Raw genomic sequence first — 15,705 nt, 5'->3', positions numbered from 1 at the left:
ATGCGCGCCCTTCCGGTGCGGGGCGACCGGGGCAATCCGCTGCTGCGCGCCTATCATGACGGCCTGACCCGTCACTGGACGCCGATGCAGCGGGTGGCGGGGCATCTGATTTCCGCCATCGGCCGGGGCGGATGGACGGCGGGGGAAAGGCTCTATCTCAGCGACACCGTGCGCGATCGTGGCCTCAGCATGCGCGACCGCAAGGGGCTGCACCGGCTGCTCAATCCCGCCGCCTTTCCGCTGGCCGACAATCCGCTCAAGAACAAGCAGCTGTTCGCGCGCATGGCCGCTGGCCTGCCGCTGCCCGACGCCTGCGATCCCGACCGCGACGATCTCGACCGCTGGTTGGATGCGCAAAGCGACATCATCGCCAAACCCAGCTATTGTTCGAAGGGGCAGGGCGTCGAACGCTTCACGCGCGAAGGCGCGCAATGGCGCGGCTGCGACGGGATGCTGGACGCGGCCCGGCTGGCCGACCATCTGCGCCATGTCTGGGCGCGGGGCGGCGTCATCCAGACGCGGTTGCCTACCCATGACGCGCTGATCGCCCTGTCGCCCGGCGCGTTGCCGACCCTGCGCATCGTCACCTGCCTCAACGAGGCGGGCGATCCCGAAATCTGCGACATGGCGCTGCGCCTTTCGGTCGGTGGGCCACGCCCGGTAGATAATTTCAACGCGGGCAATCTGGTGCTGGCGGTGCAGCCCAATGGTCGCTGCGGTCCCGCATGGCGCAGCGGCGGCAGGCGGCCGCCATCACGCCACAGTCGCCATCCGGCAACCGGCGCCGTGATCGAAGGGTTGCTGCTGCCCGATCATCAGGCCGCCTGCGCGCTGGCGGCGCGGGCGCATGATCATTTCCGCGACGGCTTTACCCTGATCGGCTGGGACATCGGCATGACCGCGCAGGGACCGGTGCTGATAGAGGGCAACTGGAACCCCGGCACCGACATCGTGCAGCTGGTCAACGGCCGGGGGTTGGCGGACAGTCGGCTCGGCATCCTCTATCGCCACGCGCTGGACCGGCTGAGCGAACAGGCATGGCGTGACGCGCGGGCGGTGCAGCGGGACCGGCGGTGAAGATCGCGCTTTACGTCCACGCGCTGGCGGCGACCGGGGTGGTGCGCAATATCCGCCTGCTCGCCGACGATTTCCGTGCGCGCGGCCATGACGTGGAATTGCTGACGGCGCTGCCGGGTGGGGATGGCGTGGTCGGCGTGCCCCATCATGCGCTGCTGCCCGGTGCGGGCGGATCGCGCTTGCTCCAGAAATGGCGGGCCATGCCGCGCCTTAACGCCCATCTGCGCCGGTCTCGCCCGGACCTGTTGCTGTCGGCGGGCAATCATGGCCACCTGACCGCCCTGATCGGCAGCCGCACGCTGCCCGGCCTGCGTCGCATCTATCGCATCAGCAACGACCTGCGCCGCGCTGCGCCGGGCACCCCGCGCAATCGCATGGCGACCGTCGGCCGCGCGCTGATGACGCGGCTGCTGGCGGCGGACGCCGATCATCTGGTGCTGGTGTCGCCGACATTGGGCAATGGCATTCCGGCTTTCGCCAGCGCTACCGTGATCGAAAATGGCATCGACATCGCCACCGTCCGCGCCCGCGCCAATGCGCCGTCACCCCATGGCTGGCTGGACGATGGCATCCCGATCGTCATCGCCATCGGTCGTCTTGCCCCGCAAAAGAATTTCACGACGCTGCTTGACGCCTTCGCCCTGCTCCGCAACGCCGGTACGCAGGCGCGCCTTATCATCCTGGGCGAAAGCCGTGATCAGGCCCGCTGCGCCTTGCAGGATCGCGCGGCGGCGCTGGGCATCGCCGACGATCTGCTGCTGCCCGGCGTGGTCGACAATGTCTTCCCATGGCTGATCGGCGCCAGCACCTTCATCCTGCCATCCTGGTGGGAAGGGTCCGCCAATGTCCTGCTGGAGGCGATGGCGCTCGACATTCCCGTCATCGCCTCGCGCAGCGCAGGCAATGCCGCGTCGGTGCTGGCCGATGGCCGGCACGGCCTGCTGGTCGATCCGGCCGATCCCGCCGCCATGGCGCAGGCGATGGCGCGCCAGATCGATCCCGATACCGCCCTTTCCCCCGGCGATCGGATCGCCGCCTATGGGCTGGATGCGACGCTGCATCGCTGGGCGATGCTGGTCGACGGCATCGTCCCGCGTTGCCGCCGCGCGCCGGACCGGCTATCGCCCGTCCTCAGCCATGACCGAAGCCAGCCCGATCCTTCACCCCATAACCCATGACGATTTCCTGATCGCGGTGCAGGCGCTCGCCCGCGCGGTGGAGGCGGACGACTGGCGCCCCGCCATGGTCGTGGGCATCGGGCGCGGTGGCCTCGTCCCCGCCGTCTACCTGTCGCACCGGCTGAACCTGCCGATGCTGTCGGTCGATTATAGCAGCCTGTCCGCCGACGCCGCGCTGGTCGATGTCGCCGCACGCAGCGCTGCGGGCACGGACCTGCTGATCGTGGACGACATCAACGACAGCGGCGGCACCATCGCGCAACTGCGCGCGCGCCTGACCGCGTCGGGGGCCGATGCCGCGCGCCTGCGCTTTGCCGTGCTGCTCGACAACGGTCGCTCCGGCGAACGGGTCGATTATCGCGCCGACATCATCGACCGCGCAACCGACAAGCGCTGGTTCGTCTTCCCATGGGAGGCGCTCGCCACGCAGCAGGCGATCGTCGACGAAGCGACATCGCTTCCCCATCGCCTCGCCTGACGCGCGCTAATCGCGCTTTCCATCCAGGCCATGTCTCAGGCCACGTCCAGCCCCCGGATCAGAAAGGGCAGGGCCACGCCGCCCGTTTCCGTCAGCATCAACCGGTCGCCATCGTGCAGCGCATCCAGCCGGTCGATCCGCTCGGCCCGCGCGCCCTCGCCATAGGTCAGCGACCATCCCTCGCCGGTGCGCAGCACCTGCCCATGCCGGTCCGGCTCGTTGGGCCAGAAACGCCGCACCGTCGCCAGTTCGGGCCGCCGCCGATATTCCTGCTCGTCGATCGTCCCGCCCGGTTGCAACGGCAGGCGCAGGACATAGCTGCGCGCAGCCGATCCGTTGGGATAACCCGGTGTCCGGCCCAGTTCCAGGCGTATGGTGGTCCACATCATGCCGACATGAATCCGCCTTCCTGCCCGCAATTTCCATAAGGACTATCCCGGATGGCACCCATGGCGGGGACGGCCATAATCGCGCCGCACAGCAATGGAAGGCGCTGCCATGACGATGATCCTGCTGCTTGGGCGCACCGCACGCGCACCGCTCTTGCTGGCGTCGACAAAGGTCGGCATGCTCCCCTGATGGCGGTATCGGACGACGAAAGCGAAGGGCTGGACCTGCGCGACCACAGGCTGGAACAGGCGCTGCTGGGGTCGATCCTTACCACCGTGCCCGATGCGCTGATCGTGATCGACATGGCCGGGCGGATCATGTCCTTCAGCCCGGCGGCACAGCGCATGTTCCAATATGCCGAAACCGATGTGCTGGGCGAAAATATCTCCATGCTCATGCCATCCCCGGACCGGGAACGGCATGACGGCTATATCGGCCATTATGTCGCGACCGGCGAAAAAAGGATCATCGGCGTCGGCCGCCTTACCAGCGCGCGGCGGCGCGACGGGTCGACCTTTCCCATCGAATTGTCGGTGGGCGAAGTGCAGGCCGATGGCCGTCGCCTGTTCACCGGCTTCATTCGCGACCTGACCGAACGGCAACAGGTCGAACGGCGCGTGGCGGATCTTCAGGCCGACCTTGCCCATGCCGGGCGCGTCACCGCCATGGGCACGCTGGCCGCCGCGCTTGCCCATGAACTCAATCAGCCGCTGACCGCCATCGCCAATTATATGGAGGCCGGCCGCGATCTGCTCGACGGGGATGGTCCGGTCGATCGCGACCTGTTGCGCGAAGCGATGGACGAAAGCGCGGGGCAGGCGTTGCGCGCGGGCGAAATCATCCGTTCGCTGCGTGAATTCATCCGACGCGGCGAAACCCTGCGCCAGCCTGAATCCCTGCGCGGACTGCTGGGCGAAGGGGCGGCGCTCGCCTTCATCGGTATCGACAGCCGGGGCATCGACATGGACGTCAGCGTCGATCCCGTCATCGACAGGGTGATGGTGAACCGCGTGCAGTTGCAGCAGGTCGTCATCAACCTCGTCAAAAATGCGGTGGAGGCGATGCAGGATCGCCCCGTCCGCATCCTGCGTATTACCGCTATCCTGTCCCCCGACATGCCGGGCAAGGCGCAGGTGACCGTTGCCGACAGCGGGCCGGGGCTTGATCCGGACATGTCGCGCACGCTCTTCACCCCCTTCACCACCACGAAGGCGCGGGGCATGGGCGTCGGCCTGTCGATCAGCCAGACCATAGTGGAAGGGCATGGCGGGCGCATATGGGCGACGTCGTCTCCATGGGGCGGCACCAGCTTTCACTTCACCCTCGACATTGCCGACGATTCATCCGGAGACGCTTCATGATCGAGCCTTATCCCATCTATGTCGTCGATGATGACGATGCGATCCGCCGGTCGCTGTCCTTCATGCTGCGGACCAGCGGCTATGCCGTGCGCCTGTTCGATGGCGGTCCTGCCTTTCTGAAAGACGCCGTCGACCTGTCGCCCGGCTGCGTACTGCTCGACATGCGCATGCCGGACATGGATGGCATGGCGGTGCAACAGGCGCTGCGGGCGCGGGGCCTGATGTTGCCGGTCGTCATCATGACTGGCCATGGCGACATCGACATGGCGGTTGCCGTGATGAAGGCGGGGGCCAGCGACTTCATCGAAAAGCCGTTCGAAAAATCGACGCTGATCGCCTGTATCGAATCCGCGCGGCACCAGTCGGTCGCCGCGCGCGGCGCAAGCGTTCGCGCGCGGGAGGCGCAGGCGCGGCTCAACATACTCACCGATCGCGAACGCGATGTGCTGAATGGCCTGGTCGCGGGGCTGCCCAATAAAAGCATCGCCTATGATCTGGGTATCAGCCCGCGCACGGTGGAAATCCATCGCGCCAACCTGATGCAGAAACTCGACGCGAAAAGCCTCGCCGAAGCCCTGCGCATCGCCTTTCACGCGGACGAAGGCGTGACGGAACGGTGACAATCCTAAACCACCCCTGCGCCTGTCCTACAGTTCGTGATTGTCGTTAGATTGGCGCATATGATCCGGCGCTAAACTTGTAATAAAATAATCAGAGATAGTTCCAAAATGTCGCATTGAGCGGGAAATGTGCGAAGTTAAGCGCCGCTGTTCCATCCACTCCGTCCTCGACCAGGCCCGTCCTTACCTTCCCTCTGATCTTCTGCGCGCCAGAAAGAATGTCGCCATTGCGCGCGATGCATCGGGACCGTCCGGGTCGGTATGGCTTCCCGCCCGGCTGCCGCCCGACCAGGCATGGCCGCTGCCATGGACCGTCCATTCTTCCAGCAGCACCGGCCCGCGTCCATGGCGATACAGCGTCCGGGTGAAGGATCGTCCCCCCGCGATCACGCCCTGTTCCGACCGGGCATCCAGCGGCAGGTCGCTCGACCGGCGCAGCTGACTGACGAAGGCGTCGGCGTTCGACGGGTGAACCACCCGGTCACGGTCGCCATGGAACAGGATCATCGGCGGCGGCGCAATCGTGGGACCGGCAGAGGGCTGCCTTTGCCCGCGCATCGCCGTCAATGCTTCGCTGATCGTGCCGATCTCGCCCGCCGCCACGCCGGAATGCACGCCGACAGCGGCATAAAGTTTGGGATAGGCGGCCGCGATGATCGCCGCCGCCGCACCCCCGGCGGAAATGCCCGCGATATAGACGCGGTCTTCATGCCCTTTGCATCGCTTCAGCATCTGGCGCGTCATGCCCGCGATCACCGCCGCTTCCCCGCCGCCGCGTATCCGGTTCGACGGGCGATGCCAGTTCCAGCATCGGTTCGGATGGGCGCGGGCGGACTGTTCGGGGTACAGCACCAGAAATCCCAGCTCGTCGGCCAGCCTGTTCATCGCCGTCCCCGCCGCGAAATCCGCCGCCGTTTGCGTGCAGCCATGCAGCATGACGATCATCGGCAGGCGGCGGCGCGTCGAACCGACGGGGGTATAAAGGCGATAATGCAGCTTGCCCTGCGCACAGCCATAATCCCCTTCGACGAACGTACCGGGCGCCGGGCGGTCGATACCCGTTTTCGCCTTTGCCACGCCCCTGCGCCGGACCGGCTTCGCCGTCGCGGCGGCGATCGGCGCGGACAGGAATGTGCGTTGCAACAACAGGGCCGCCGACAAGGGGCGTCCCTTTCGGGTCAGGCGCGTCGCCTTGCGCATGGTGGGGAAGGGGTTTTTCATGTCGACGCATCATGCCGCGCTGATCGCAATGCATGAAATGGCGGAATGGCGTGATCTGGCATTGCGGCGCATTGCTCCCTTATCCGAAGCTGTAATGCCCTGGGGGGACGATATATCCCGTTCAGCCCGCCCCCATGATCCCGCGCAATGCCATCAGTCCGCCAGCGCGCGGATGTCCGCCGCCAGCGTCAGCGGGTTGAAGGGTTTCAGGATCACGCCCTTCGCGCCCGCCGCGCGATAGCTTTGTACATCCGCTTCGCGCGCGCGGGCGGTCACGAATATGAAGGGCGTTCGCGCAAAACCCGGCAGGTCGCGCAGCGCAGCCATCAAGGTCGGGCCGTCCATGCGCGGCATCATCACGTCCAGCATGACCAGATCGGGTCGCCAGGCATCCGCCTTCATGCCGTCCAGCGCTTCGGCGCCTTCCTCATACAGGCGCAGGTCGATCGCCGGGTCCAGCGCCAGCGACAGGCGAACGATATGGCGAATATCCCGGTCGTCATCCACATACAGGACGCGCAGTCGATCCGCCTCGCTCATGCCCCTTCCTCTCCCCCAGTTTTCGCATGCCGCGTGGAAAATACGCGGCGAACCGTGGCCTTCAGATCGGGCAGGGACGTGCGGGATTTGACCAGCACGGCGTCGATCTGCCCCGCAATTTGCATATCTATATCATGTGCGGAATAGATGATGGTGGGAATGGCGACCCCCTGATCGTTCACCAGTTCGGGCAACAGGTCCAGCCCCAGCCCCTTTTCCAGATGCACGTCCAATATCGCCAGATGCGGCGTTTCCACCCGGATCAGCGCCCGTGCCTCCTCCAGCGTCGTGGCCTTGAGGATATAGGCGATGCCGCGCAGCGCGGATGCCGTGATTTCCAGCGTATCCTGATCATCGTCCAGATGCAGCACGGTCGGCCGTTCGATGCCCGAACTGGGGAATGACGCCGCGATCGCGGTCTTCAACCGTTCCGGATCGATCGGCTTGTCGATCCAGTCGACCAGATCCAGCGGCAATGGCGCGTTGATGTCATCGCCCTGCGCCGCCACCATCAGGATCGACAATTCATGCGGCCCTTCCACCCGCCGCACTTCGCGCGCGAACTGGAAAGCGTCCGCATCGTCCAGCGCCATGTCCAGCAGCAGGATATTATAGCCATTGGCGGCAATGGCGGTGCGGGCGGCGCGGGCGCTGCTGACGACGCGACAGCTATAGCCTTCCTGCGACAGTTGCGATTGCAGCATCCGGGCAATGACCGGATTGCTTTCGCAGATCAGGATGCTGGCCTCGCTGCTCCTGATCCGGGGCAGGGCGACAGGCAACATCACCGGCAGGGAAAATGCGAAGCGCGTGCCGCCGCCGGGCCGATCCTCGAACCAGAGTTCGCCGCCATGCTGGCTGACGATTTCCCGCGCGATGGCAAGGCCAAGGCCGGTGCCCGGCGCCGTTTCGCCCCCGGACGCGCGTTCGAACCGGCCGAATATGCGCGACCGGAACTCATCGGGAATGCCCGGTCCCTGATCGTCGACATAGACGGTCGCGCGCCGCCCGTCCCCGCTCTGGCGCAGGCCGACCGTGACATGATGGCCGTCGCTCGACGCCTTGACCGCATTGGACATCAGGTTGGTGATGACCTGAAGCAGCCGTTCCTCATCCCCCTGTATCATCACCGGGTCGTCGCCCACCGCGCGATCCAGCACGGCATGCGCCGCGCGCACCAGCCCGCCATTATCCTCGCACGCGCGCATCACCACATGATGCAGGTCGATCGGCGCCAGCGTCATGCGCAGCTTGCCCGAATCGATCCGGTCAATGTCCAGCATGTCGTTGATCAGGCGGATCAGGCGCTGGGCATTATTTTCGGCGATGGCGACCAGCCCGGCGGATTCGCCGTCCAGCCGATTGCCCACATCCAGCCGCAGCAACGCCAGCGCGCCCACGATCGACGTCAACGGCGTGCGCAGTTCATGGCTGACGGTGGAAATCAGATCGTCCTTCAACCGCTCGATCCGCTTGCGCTGGACGATGTCGCGCAACGACATGACGATATGGTCGCCGTCGGGCAGGGTCATCACGCCCAGAGCGATGTCGACGGGCAGCAGGCGACCATTTTGATGGCGGACCTGCCGGTCGGTCCAATAGGGCATCTTCAATTCGCCATCGACCAGCCCGATCCGGTCCAGAAAGCTGCCGACGCCCGGCGCAATGTCGGAAATGACGTCGAAATCCCGACGGCTCAGATCCGCCGGGTCATAACCCAGCATTCGGGATGCCGCCTTGTTGATGGTTTCGATGCTGCCGCTGGGGTTGACGATGATGATCGGGTCGATCGTGCTGTCGAGGATCGTTTCGTTGCGCTGCGCCGCGTCGAAGGCGTTGAGTTCGCCATGATATTGCGCCACCCGCTGACGCCACAGGCCCAGCAGCGCCAGAGCGAGCGATAGGCTGCTGAGCGCCACCAATATCCACATCACCCGTTGCAGGGTATCGGTCCGCGCGCGATAGGCGGACAGGCGCGCATCGCCGACGCTCTGTTCGTCTGCGATGATGTCGTCCAGCTGCTGTTGCAGCCTGGTCATCAACCGCTTGCCTTCACCATCGGCAACGCGTCGGCTGGCCGCGACAGGGCCGGCGGCGGCGTAAAGCCGGATGACACCGTCCATCTCCGCGATCTTTGCCTCCGCGGTGTCGCGCAGTCTGGCGAAGTTCGTGCCGGGAACACTCGTGCCCTGATAGAGTCTGTCGGCCGTGACGAAGGATGCGGTGATACGCGCGCGCCATTCGTCATATCGCGCGGTAAATTCGGGATCATGGGTGATGACGAAGCCGCGCTGCGCTGATTCCGCCGCCCGCATCTGCGACAATATGCCGGACAACAGGACGCGCCTTTCCGCGGACTGTTCGGCGTCCATCCGCAACCCGTTCCAGCGGTCATATTCTCCACCCAGCCAGAAAAGCAGCCCGGCGAGGATGAGCGGAACGGTGAGTGCCAGCAAAAGAAAAGGTAAGGGGCGCGGTGGGCGGGGTGGCTTACTGTTCATGATGCGCGTGCTGCCGCGACGTCGCCTAACAAGGGTTGCACCGCCAACAGCGCCTGCGCACGATTGCCGACGTCCAGCTTGCGGAAAATGGCGGTCAGATGCGCCTTCACCGTGGCTTCCGACACATCCAGATCGGCGGCGATCTGCTTGTTCAGCCGTCCGTCGGACAGGGCGATCAGAACGCGCAGCTGCGCGCCGGACAGGGTGGCGATGCGTTCGCGCAAATCCCCCGTGCCGCCCGCGCTGCCGTCCATGGCCGGGAAGCAGACCTGCCCATCGACGATCCGCCTGATGTCGCGCGCCAGATCGTCGAAAGGACGGGTCTTGTACAGGAAACCGGCGGCGCCCAGAGCGCGGGCGCTTTCGACCAGCGCGGGATTTTCATTGGACGAAATCAGGGCGATGGGGGTGCGTCCGGCCTCATGCTGCAATTGCAGGAAGCCGGAAAATCCGCGTGCGTCGGGCAGCACGAAATCCAGCAGGATCAGCCGATATTTGCCATGGCGGGACAGGACATCCCGCGCTTCGCCGATGCTGCCTGCGGTATCGACGGCAACGCCGGGAACGACCGCACGCGCCGCCAGTCCCAATCCCTCGCGTATCAAGGGGTGGTCGTCCGCTATCAAAATGCGGCCGCCGGATATGGTGTCTGCCATAGCCCTGCCCTGTTATTGCCCATTCCGGACGGGATGGGTTAGCCTCGCTCTCAAATGCTAGGACGTAATGCATCCATGTCTCAACCGCAAAATACATTGGCTGTCATATTTGCGCCACTGGCTGTGGCTTTCCCGCATGTCGTGGATGCTGTGGAGCAGAGCGGATGGGCCTGTCGCCTGCCGATGGACCTGAATGAAGACCTTGAAAAGGATGTCGGCATGATCCTGATCGACGGCCGGGAGCCGATGCCCGATTTGCATGGACGGCCGGTGGTCGTGGCTATCGCGGCCAATGGCGTATCGCCCGTCTTCCCGGCCGACGTCGTAATCGATCCCGCGCATGATGTCGCCGGGATCGTCGCGCAGCTGGCGCCGTGGCGGATACCCGGCGTCGATGCGCTGGCCCGGATGGCGGACATGTTCGGGCGCGACGGGCTCCTGCCGGTCGTCGAGGGATTGAGGGTGGAGCTGGAACGGGCGCTGTCCGGGCCTGACCATGCCGATCCCCATCGTATCGCTGGATTGTCGGGTACATTAGGGTTCGGCGCGGCCAGCGCCAGCTGGCAGGCGGTGGACCGGGGCGAAGGGGAATGGGATGCGGCGTTGCGCGACAGCCGAACTGTCCTGATCGCGATCGACGGCTGGATGCGTCGTTCATGATCGCGATGCCCTGACAAGCGATGATCCGGGCGTCGATCATCGTCCTGCGGCCCTGTATTCTCTGTCCCACCGGTCGCTGGACGTGATGCGCGCCATAGCGACCAGGCGCCATGTGGATATTCTGAAAGGATGACCGGTTTTGAAAGACAGGATCGCGCTGCAACTGGGACCATTGTCCGATTATCTGGAAACGGAACTGGCGAGGCGTTGCCCTGTCACGCGCTGGTATGACATGGATGATGCAGGCAGGCGCGACTGGCTGAACGATCATGCAGACGCGGTCGACCTGGTGGTGACCGGTGGCCAGACGGGCTGTCCCGACGATCTGATCGCCGCGCTGCCGTCCCTGCGCCTGATTGCGATCCATGGCGTGGGATATGACAAGGTGAACGTGCCGATGGTGCATCAGCGCGGAATATATGTCAGCACCACGCCCGATGTTCTGACCGACGATGTCGCCGATCTTGCCGTCGGGCTGACCATCGGGTTGCTGCGCGGCCTGCCGCGGGCGGACCGTTTCGTGCGGGACGGGCGATGGACCGGCGGCGGCTTCCCGCTGGGACGCCGCGTCAGCGGACGGCGGTTCGGGATCGTCGGGTTGGGACGAATCGGCCGGGCGATCGCCGACCGGCTGCATGGGTTTGGCGGGGTCGCCTATCATGGGCGCACGGCCAAGGATGCGCCCTACCGCTTCGAACCGGACCTTCGGGCGCTGGCGCAGACCAGCGACATATTGCTGCTGGCGTGCGCGGCCAATGCCCAAACATATCATCTGATCGACGCCGATATATTGGGGGCGCTCGGACCGCAGGGCTATCTGGTCAACGTCGCGCGGGGATCGGTGGTGGATGAAACGGCGTTGATCGCCGCGCTGGAACATGGCGGGATAGCGGGCGCGGCGCTGGATGTATTTGCCGACGAACCGTCGGTTCCCGACGCTTTGATCTCCAGCCCGCTGACGCATCTGACCCCGCATATCGCCAGCGCGACGATCGAAACGCGCATGGCCATGGCCGACATGGTTCTGGCCAATATCGACGCGCTGATCGCGGGTCGGCAACCGCCAACGGCGCTGGCGCAGCCGTAACGGAAATTCCGGGATCACTAAAGCCTTGTTTACGATCTTGTTCTACAGGGTTTCAAACATCTGAAAGCCTTGCCCTTTGGAAACGATCAGGACAGCCATTGTACGGAGAGTGTGGGACCGCCTGTCTTTTCCGGCGACGATCCTGCTGAGCTTCATCCTGTCCGCCACGCTGCTGATCGGTGCATTGCTTCTGTACGGCATCCATGAGGCGCAGGGGCAGGACCGCGCGGAAATCACCTATACCAGCAACGCCGTCACCGCAGCGATCGACGCCAAGGCCAAGAATTTTCGCGGCTGGCTGAAAGGCTATGCGATGTGGGACGAACTCTACACCCACATGGTGCGCGCAAATGACGCTGCATGGACGGCCGACAATGTCGGGCCGGGCGTGTGGAAGAGCTTCACGATGCCGATGCAGGGCATGTATATCAACGATGCATCCGGCCATATCTTTTACAGCTACTGGAATAACGGCCGCCCGCCGGCGCTGGGCGCCTTCACCGGCGCCGACATGCCTGCGCTCTACCGCGCCAGCGATGGCACCGACATGCCGGTCATCCGCCGCATTCTGTACCATGGCGATCCCTATTTTCTGGGCGTTGCGCGCATTCGCAGGACGGACGGCTCCTTGGGCGGGGGCGATCCCCGGCGCTATCTGATCTGGCTGCAACCCATCGCAGGCCGCCTGCTCGACGACATCGGCCAGTCCATGGCCATTACCCATCTGCGCTGGCAGGCCGGCGATCCTCAGCCCGACATGCCCCATCTCGACCTTTTCACCGAACAGGCCGTCGACGCCCATGTGACGTGGGACGCGCGCAGGCCGGGCATGACGACGCTCAAAAACGGCTGGCTGCTGGCGGTCGGGCTGATCCTGGTGACCGCGCTGGTCGGTCTGGGCCAATATCTGCTGGCGCGGCGGCTGAACCAGTTGTTGCTGGAAAAACAGGCGGAGGCGCAGTCGCAGGCGGAACAGAGCCGCCGTGCGTCCGATCTGTCGCACCGCGCGGAACAGGAGGCGCAGGCGCTGATGGCGCGGCTGCGCGAACAGGAAAGGGCCGTGGCCCGCCTGTCGGAAGAGCGCGACCGGGAACGGGACATGCGCAAGGCGGAAGTGCGCGAAAAATCGCTGGCGATGCTGGCGCTGTTCGAACAGGATTTCGACACGGTGCTGCGCCCCATGCTGGAAATCGCGGTGGCCCTGAAGGCGCAGTCGGGCGAACTGGAACGCGGGGCGGAGGCCGGGCGCGACGCCACGGCCATCGTGGTCAGTTCGGCCCATCATTCCACCGAATCGATCGACATCGTGGTGGACGGCAATCAGGCGCTCAGTCAGGCGACGATCAGTCTGGACGGCGATGTCAGCGCAGCCGTCGCCTCGACCCGACGGGCGGAACGGACGATCGACGATCTGGTGGCGCGTCTGGCGGATCTGAGCGCGAACACCGTCGCGGTCGAAGCGGTGGTATCGTCCGTGGCCGAAATCGCCGCGCGCACCAACACGCTGGCGCTCAACGCCCGGATAGAGGCGGCGCGCGCCGGCGAAAGCGGTCGCGGTTTCGCCATCGTCGCCAATGAAGTGCGCCAGATGGCCGAACTGACCAGCCAGTCGACGGCAACGATCGCATCGGTGCTGCGCATGATGCAGGACACGGCGCAGACGGCGACATCGGGCATTCATGCCGTGCGCGAACTGGTGGGCGAAATTGCCGTCGTCACCGGTTCGTCGCGTTCGGCGCTCGACCGTCAGTCGCTGGTCGCGGACGAAATCCATGATGCGATCATGGGGGCAAAGGCGCGAATGAACGATACGGACGCCGCCATCCGCCAGCTGGAATGGGTGATCAGCGCATCCGAACGCACCGCAAAGGCGGTGACGACGGCGGCGGGCGAACTGCGCGACCGGACCGAACAATTACAGGCGCGCGCCGGGCAGTTCGCACAGGCATTGCGCCATGAAGGGCATATCTGACGCACGATCCCTCGCTGAAAGGTGGGTGACAGTTTCCTTTCCTAGGGGCGGCGATGGTCGGCGCATGGGCGCCCGGCCATGCTTTTCTGACCGGCAGGCGCCGTTGACGCGGCGGCAGCGCGCGGCATGGCGCATCCCGGCACGGCGAGAGGATTTATGAACGACATCTGGACCCATATCGTCGCCGATTTTTCCAATCTCGGCTCGCCTTCCGCGCTGGCCGCCTTTGGTCAGGTCGTGTTGATCGACATCATGCTGGCGGCGGACAATGCGATCGTCGTCGGCGCGCTGGCGGCGGGCCTGCCCCCCGCATCGCGGCGCAAGGTCATCGCCATCGGCGTGATCGCCGCTTTGGTGCTGCGCATCGCATTCGCCCTGCTGGTGACGCAGTTGATGCAGCTGGTCGGCCTCGTCTTCGCCGGTGGCCTGCTACTGGTCTGGGTCGCGTGGAAGATGTGGCGCGAACTGCGTTCGGGCGGCGAAGCGGAAGATGGCGAGGACATCGCGGGCAAGGCCGCACCCAGGGGCTTTGCGCAGGCGGCATGGGCCGTCGCCATCGCCGATGTCAGCATGAGCCTCGACAATGTTCTGGCGGTGGCCGGGGCGGCGCGGGAACATCCCGGCATCCTCGTCATCGGCCTTGTCCTGTCGGTTGCCCTGATGGGCGTTGCGGCCAACCTGCTGGCTCGCGTCATCGAACGCTATCGCGCCATCGCCTATTTCGGCCTGCTGGTGATCCTCTATGTCGCGGGCAAGATGATCTACGAAGGTACGATCGATCCGGCGACGGGCCTGATTACGCTGTTCTGATCCATGATGTTGCGGGGCCGTTCATGCGGTCCCGCCATTCTTCGCTATCCATTTGAAGCCCGGCGGCCCGCCGATCAGGACCAGCACCACGCGGGTCAGATGGTGGATGGCGACCACGCCCGGCTCCAGCGCCAGACTGAGCGCCACCATGCTCATTTCGGCAAGGCCGCCCGGCGAGTAGGCGAGCGTCAGCAAGATCGGGTCCAGCCCGGTGACCGCGCTGACGGCGGCGGCCCATGCAAAGGTGACCGCCAGCAGGATCAGCGTCGATCCCGCCGCCAGCGCCAGCGATCGCAGCAAAGCCCCCAATGTCAGTCCGACGAAGCGGCAGCCGATCGTGGCGCCCAGCCCCACCTGAGCGGCGGCCAGTGCCCAGCCGGGAATATGGAAATTGGCAAGGCCGCTCATATGCACGGCGGCGCTGACGGTCAGCGGCCCGACCAGATGCCATGCGGGCAGGCGCAGCAACCCGCCGATCAGCAACCCCAGCCCCGCGCAGCCCACCGTCCACAGCAGCAGCGTCCAGTCCGCAACGCTGCCCGTCACCGCCGCGGCTGGCGCGACGGGGACGGGCGCATGATCCAGCCGGATCAGAAAGGGCAGGATAAACACCACCAGAAAGATGCGCGCGCCATGGATCAGGCCGACGGTGCGTTCGTCCGCGCCGCGTTCCGCGCCCATCACCACCATTTCGGCGATCCCGCCGGGCATTCCCGCGAAATAGGCGGTGGCGGGATCGAATTTGGCGACCTTGCGGAAATAGGTGACGCATAGCAGCGCCGCGCTGCCAAGAAAGAAGGGCAGGGCGAGCAGCGGGACGATCCAGTCCTTCCCCTGCGTGAAGAGGTGCGGGCCGAAACTGCTGCCCAGTACGACGCCGATCACCGCGGCCATCGGGCGGCGGGTGGCGGACAATGCCCGGATCGGCAGGCCGATGACGCTGGCGATGGCGCAGGCGGCCATCGAACCCAACACCCATGGCAGGGGCGCGCCGATTTCGAAGAACAGCGCGCCGCCCGTTGCTCCCACGGCCAGAGCGGCGATGAAGCGCAGGATCGTCCCGATACTGTCAGACCATGATCCGATGGAGAGGGGGCGGACCGTGGTCTGATTCCTTATATTTGCGCGATGCTCATGATGGTCGCGTCCTTTAT

General features: G+C 65.3%; 15 protein-coding genes. 9 read left to right on the top strand and 6 right to left on the bottom strand.

What is annotated here, in order from left to right; translation table 11 throughout:
• Genes ACOJSJ_RS17000 through ACOJSJ_RS16990 form a run of 3 tightly spaced genes read left to right on the top strand, consistent with a single transcriptional unit; the run spans position 1 to position 2,733 of the window.
• Complete coding sequence (locus ACOJSJ_RS17000; RefSeq protein WP_420146156.1) at positions 1-1,077, top strand: sugar-transfer associated ATP-grasp domain-containing protein; 1,077 nt, start codon at positions 1-3, stop codon at positions 1,075-1,077.
• Positions 1,074-2,255 (top strand): glycosyltransferase, encoded by a 1,182-nt coding sequence (locus ACOJSJ_RS16995; protein WP_420146140.1) that lies wholly within the window; start codon positions 1,074-1,076, stop codon positions 2,253-2,255. Before ACOJSJ_RS17000 ends, ACOJSJ_RS16995 begins: the two co-directional genes overlap by 4 nt.
• Positions 2,215-2,733 (top strand): phosphoribosyltransferase, encoded by a 519-nt coding sequence (locus ACOJSJ_RS16990; protein WP_420146139.1) that lies wholly within the window; start codon positions 2,215-2,217, stop codon positions 2,731-2,733. The genes ACOJSJ_RS16995 and ACOJSJ_RS16990 overlap by 41 nt, the downstream gene beginning before the upstream one ends.
• Before the next feature lie 35 nt (positions 2,734-2,768).
• Here the strand turns inward: ACOJSJ_RS16990 and ACOJSJ_RS16985 are convergent, their stop codons facing one another.
• A complete protein-coding gene (locus ACOJSJ_RS16985) occupies positions 2,769-3,122 on the bottom strand; it encodes a hypothetical protein (RefSeq protein WP_420146138.1) in 354 nt (117 codons plus the stop codon).
• Between the two features lie 189 nt (positions 3,123-3,311).
• Between ACOJSJ_RS16985 and ACOJSJ_RS16980 the strand changes: the two genes are divergently transcribed.
• Positions 3,312-4,484: a PAS domain S-box protein gene (locus ACOJSJ_RS16980; RefSeq protein WP_420146137.1), complete on the top strand. Its 1,173-nt coding sequence runs from the start codon at positions 3,312-3,314 to the stop codon at positions 4,482-4,484.
• Positions 4,481-5,104, top strand: a complete 624-nt coding sequence (gene fixJ / locus ACOJSJ_RS16975) for a response regulator FixJ (protein WP_420146136.1) — start codon at positions 4,481-4,483, stop codon at positions 5,102-5,104. Before ACOJSJ_RS16980 ends, fixJ begins: the two co-directional genes overlap by 4 nt.
• 183 nt (positions 5,105-5,287) lie before the next feature.
• Here the strand turns inward: fixJ and ACOJSJ_RS16970 are convergent, their stop codons facing one another.
• The 4 genes from ACOJSJ_RS16970 to ACOJSJ_RS16955 all read right to left on the bottom strand — a co-directional run bounded on the left by ACOJSJ_RS16970 (position 5,288) and on the right by ACOJSJ_RS16955 (position 10,022).
• Positions 5,288-6,325: an alpha/beta hydrolase family esterase gene (locus ACOJSJ_RS16970; protein ID WP_420146135.1), complete on the bottom strand. Its 1,038-nt coding sequence runs from the start codon at positions 6,323-6,325 to the stop codon at positions 5,288-5,290.
• Between the two features lie 153 nt (positions 6,326-6,478).
• Positions 6,479-6,865 (bottom strand): response regulator, encoded by a 387-nt coding sequence (locus ACOJSJ_RS16965; protein WP_420146134.1) that lies wholly within the window; start codon positions 6,863-6,865, stop codon positions 6,479-6,481.
• The gene (locus tag ACOJSJ_RS16960; protein ID WP_420146133.1) at positions 6,862-9,366 is read right to left on the bottom strand and encodes an ATP-binding protein; all 2,505 of its coding nucleotides are present in this window, start codon (positions 9,364-9,366) and stop codon (positions 6,862-6,864) included. The genes ACOJSJ_RS16965 and ACOJSJ_RS16960 overlap by 4 nt, the downstream gene beginning before the upstream one ends.
• Positions 9,363-10,022 carry a response regulator gene (locus ACOJSJ_RS16955; RefSeq protein ID WP_420146132.1) on the bottom strand — a complete coding sequence of 220 codons (660 nt, stop codon included), beginning with the start codon at positions 10,020-10,022 and terminating at the stop codon, positions 9,363-9,365. The genes ACOJSJ_RS16960 and ACOJSJ_RS16955 overlap by 4 nt, the downstream gene beginning before the upstream one ends.
• A 75-nt stretch (positions 10,023-10,097) precedes the next feature.
• Here ACOJSJ_RS16955 and ACOJSJ_RS16950 point away from each other — a divergent pair, with 75 nt between their 5' ends.
• From ACOJSJ_RS16950 to ACOJSJ_RS16935, 4 genes are all read left to right on the top strand, one after another.
• Complete coding sequence (locus ACOJSJ_RS16950; protein ID WP_420146131.1) at positions 10,098-10,682, top strand: hypothetical protein; 585 nt, start codon at positions 10,098-10,100, stop codon at positions 10,680-10,682.
• Between the two features lie 139 nt (positions 10,683-10,821).
• On the top strand, positions 10,822-11,769 hold the full coding sequence (locus tag ACOJSJ_RS16945; RefSeq protein ID WP_420146130.1) for a 2-hydroxyacid dehydrogenase: 948 nt from the start codon (positions 10,822-10,824) through the stop codon (positions 11,767-11,769).
• Between the two features lie 76 nt (positions 11,770-11,845).
• Positions 11,846-13,741, top strand: coding sequence for a methyl-accepting chemotaxis protein (locus ACOJSJ_RS16940; RefSeq protein WP_420146129.1), 1,896 nt, complete (start codon positions 11,846-11,848; stop codon positions 13,739-13,741).
• 156 nt (positions 13,742-13,897) lie between these two features.
• Positions 13,898-14,551, top strand: a complete 654-nt coding sequence (locus ACOJSJ_RS16935; protein WP_420146128.1) for a YjbE family putative metal transport protein — start codon at positions 13,898-13,900, stop codon at positions 14,549-14,551.
• A gap of 21 nt (positions 14,552-14,572) precedes the next feature.
• Here ACOJSJ_RS16935 and ACOJSJ_RS16930 read toward each other — a convergent pair whose 3' ends face one another.
• Positions 14,573-15,616 carry an AbrB family transcriptional regulator gene (locus ACOJSJ_RS16930; protein WP_420146155.1) on the bottom strand — a complete coding sequence of 348 codons (1,044 nt, stop codon included), beginning with the start codon at positions 15,614-15,616 and terminating at the stop codon, positions 14,573-14,575.
• Between the last annotated feature and the right edge of the window lie 89 nt (positions 15,617-15,705).

It is taken from the genome of Sphingobium sp. (genome assembly GCF_048594625.1).
Taxonomy (GTDB): Bacteria; Pseudomonadota; Alphaproteobacteria; order Sphingomonadales; family Sphingomonadaceae; genus Sphingobium.
Note: the sequence above shows the minus strand (reverse complement) of the source record. Positions and strands in the feature narration are given on the sequence as shown.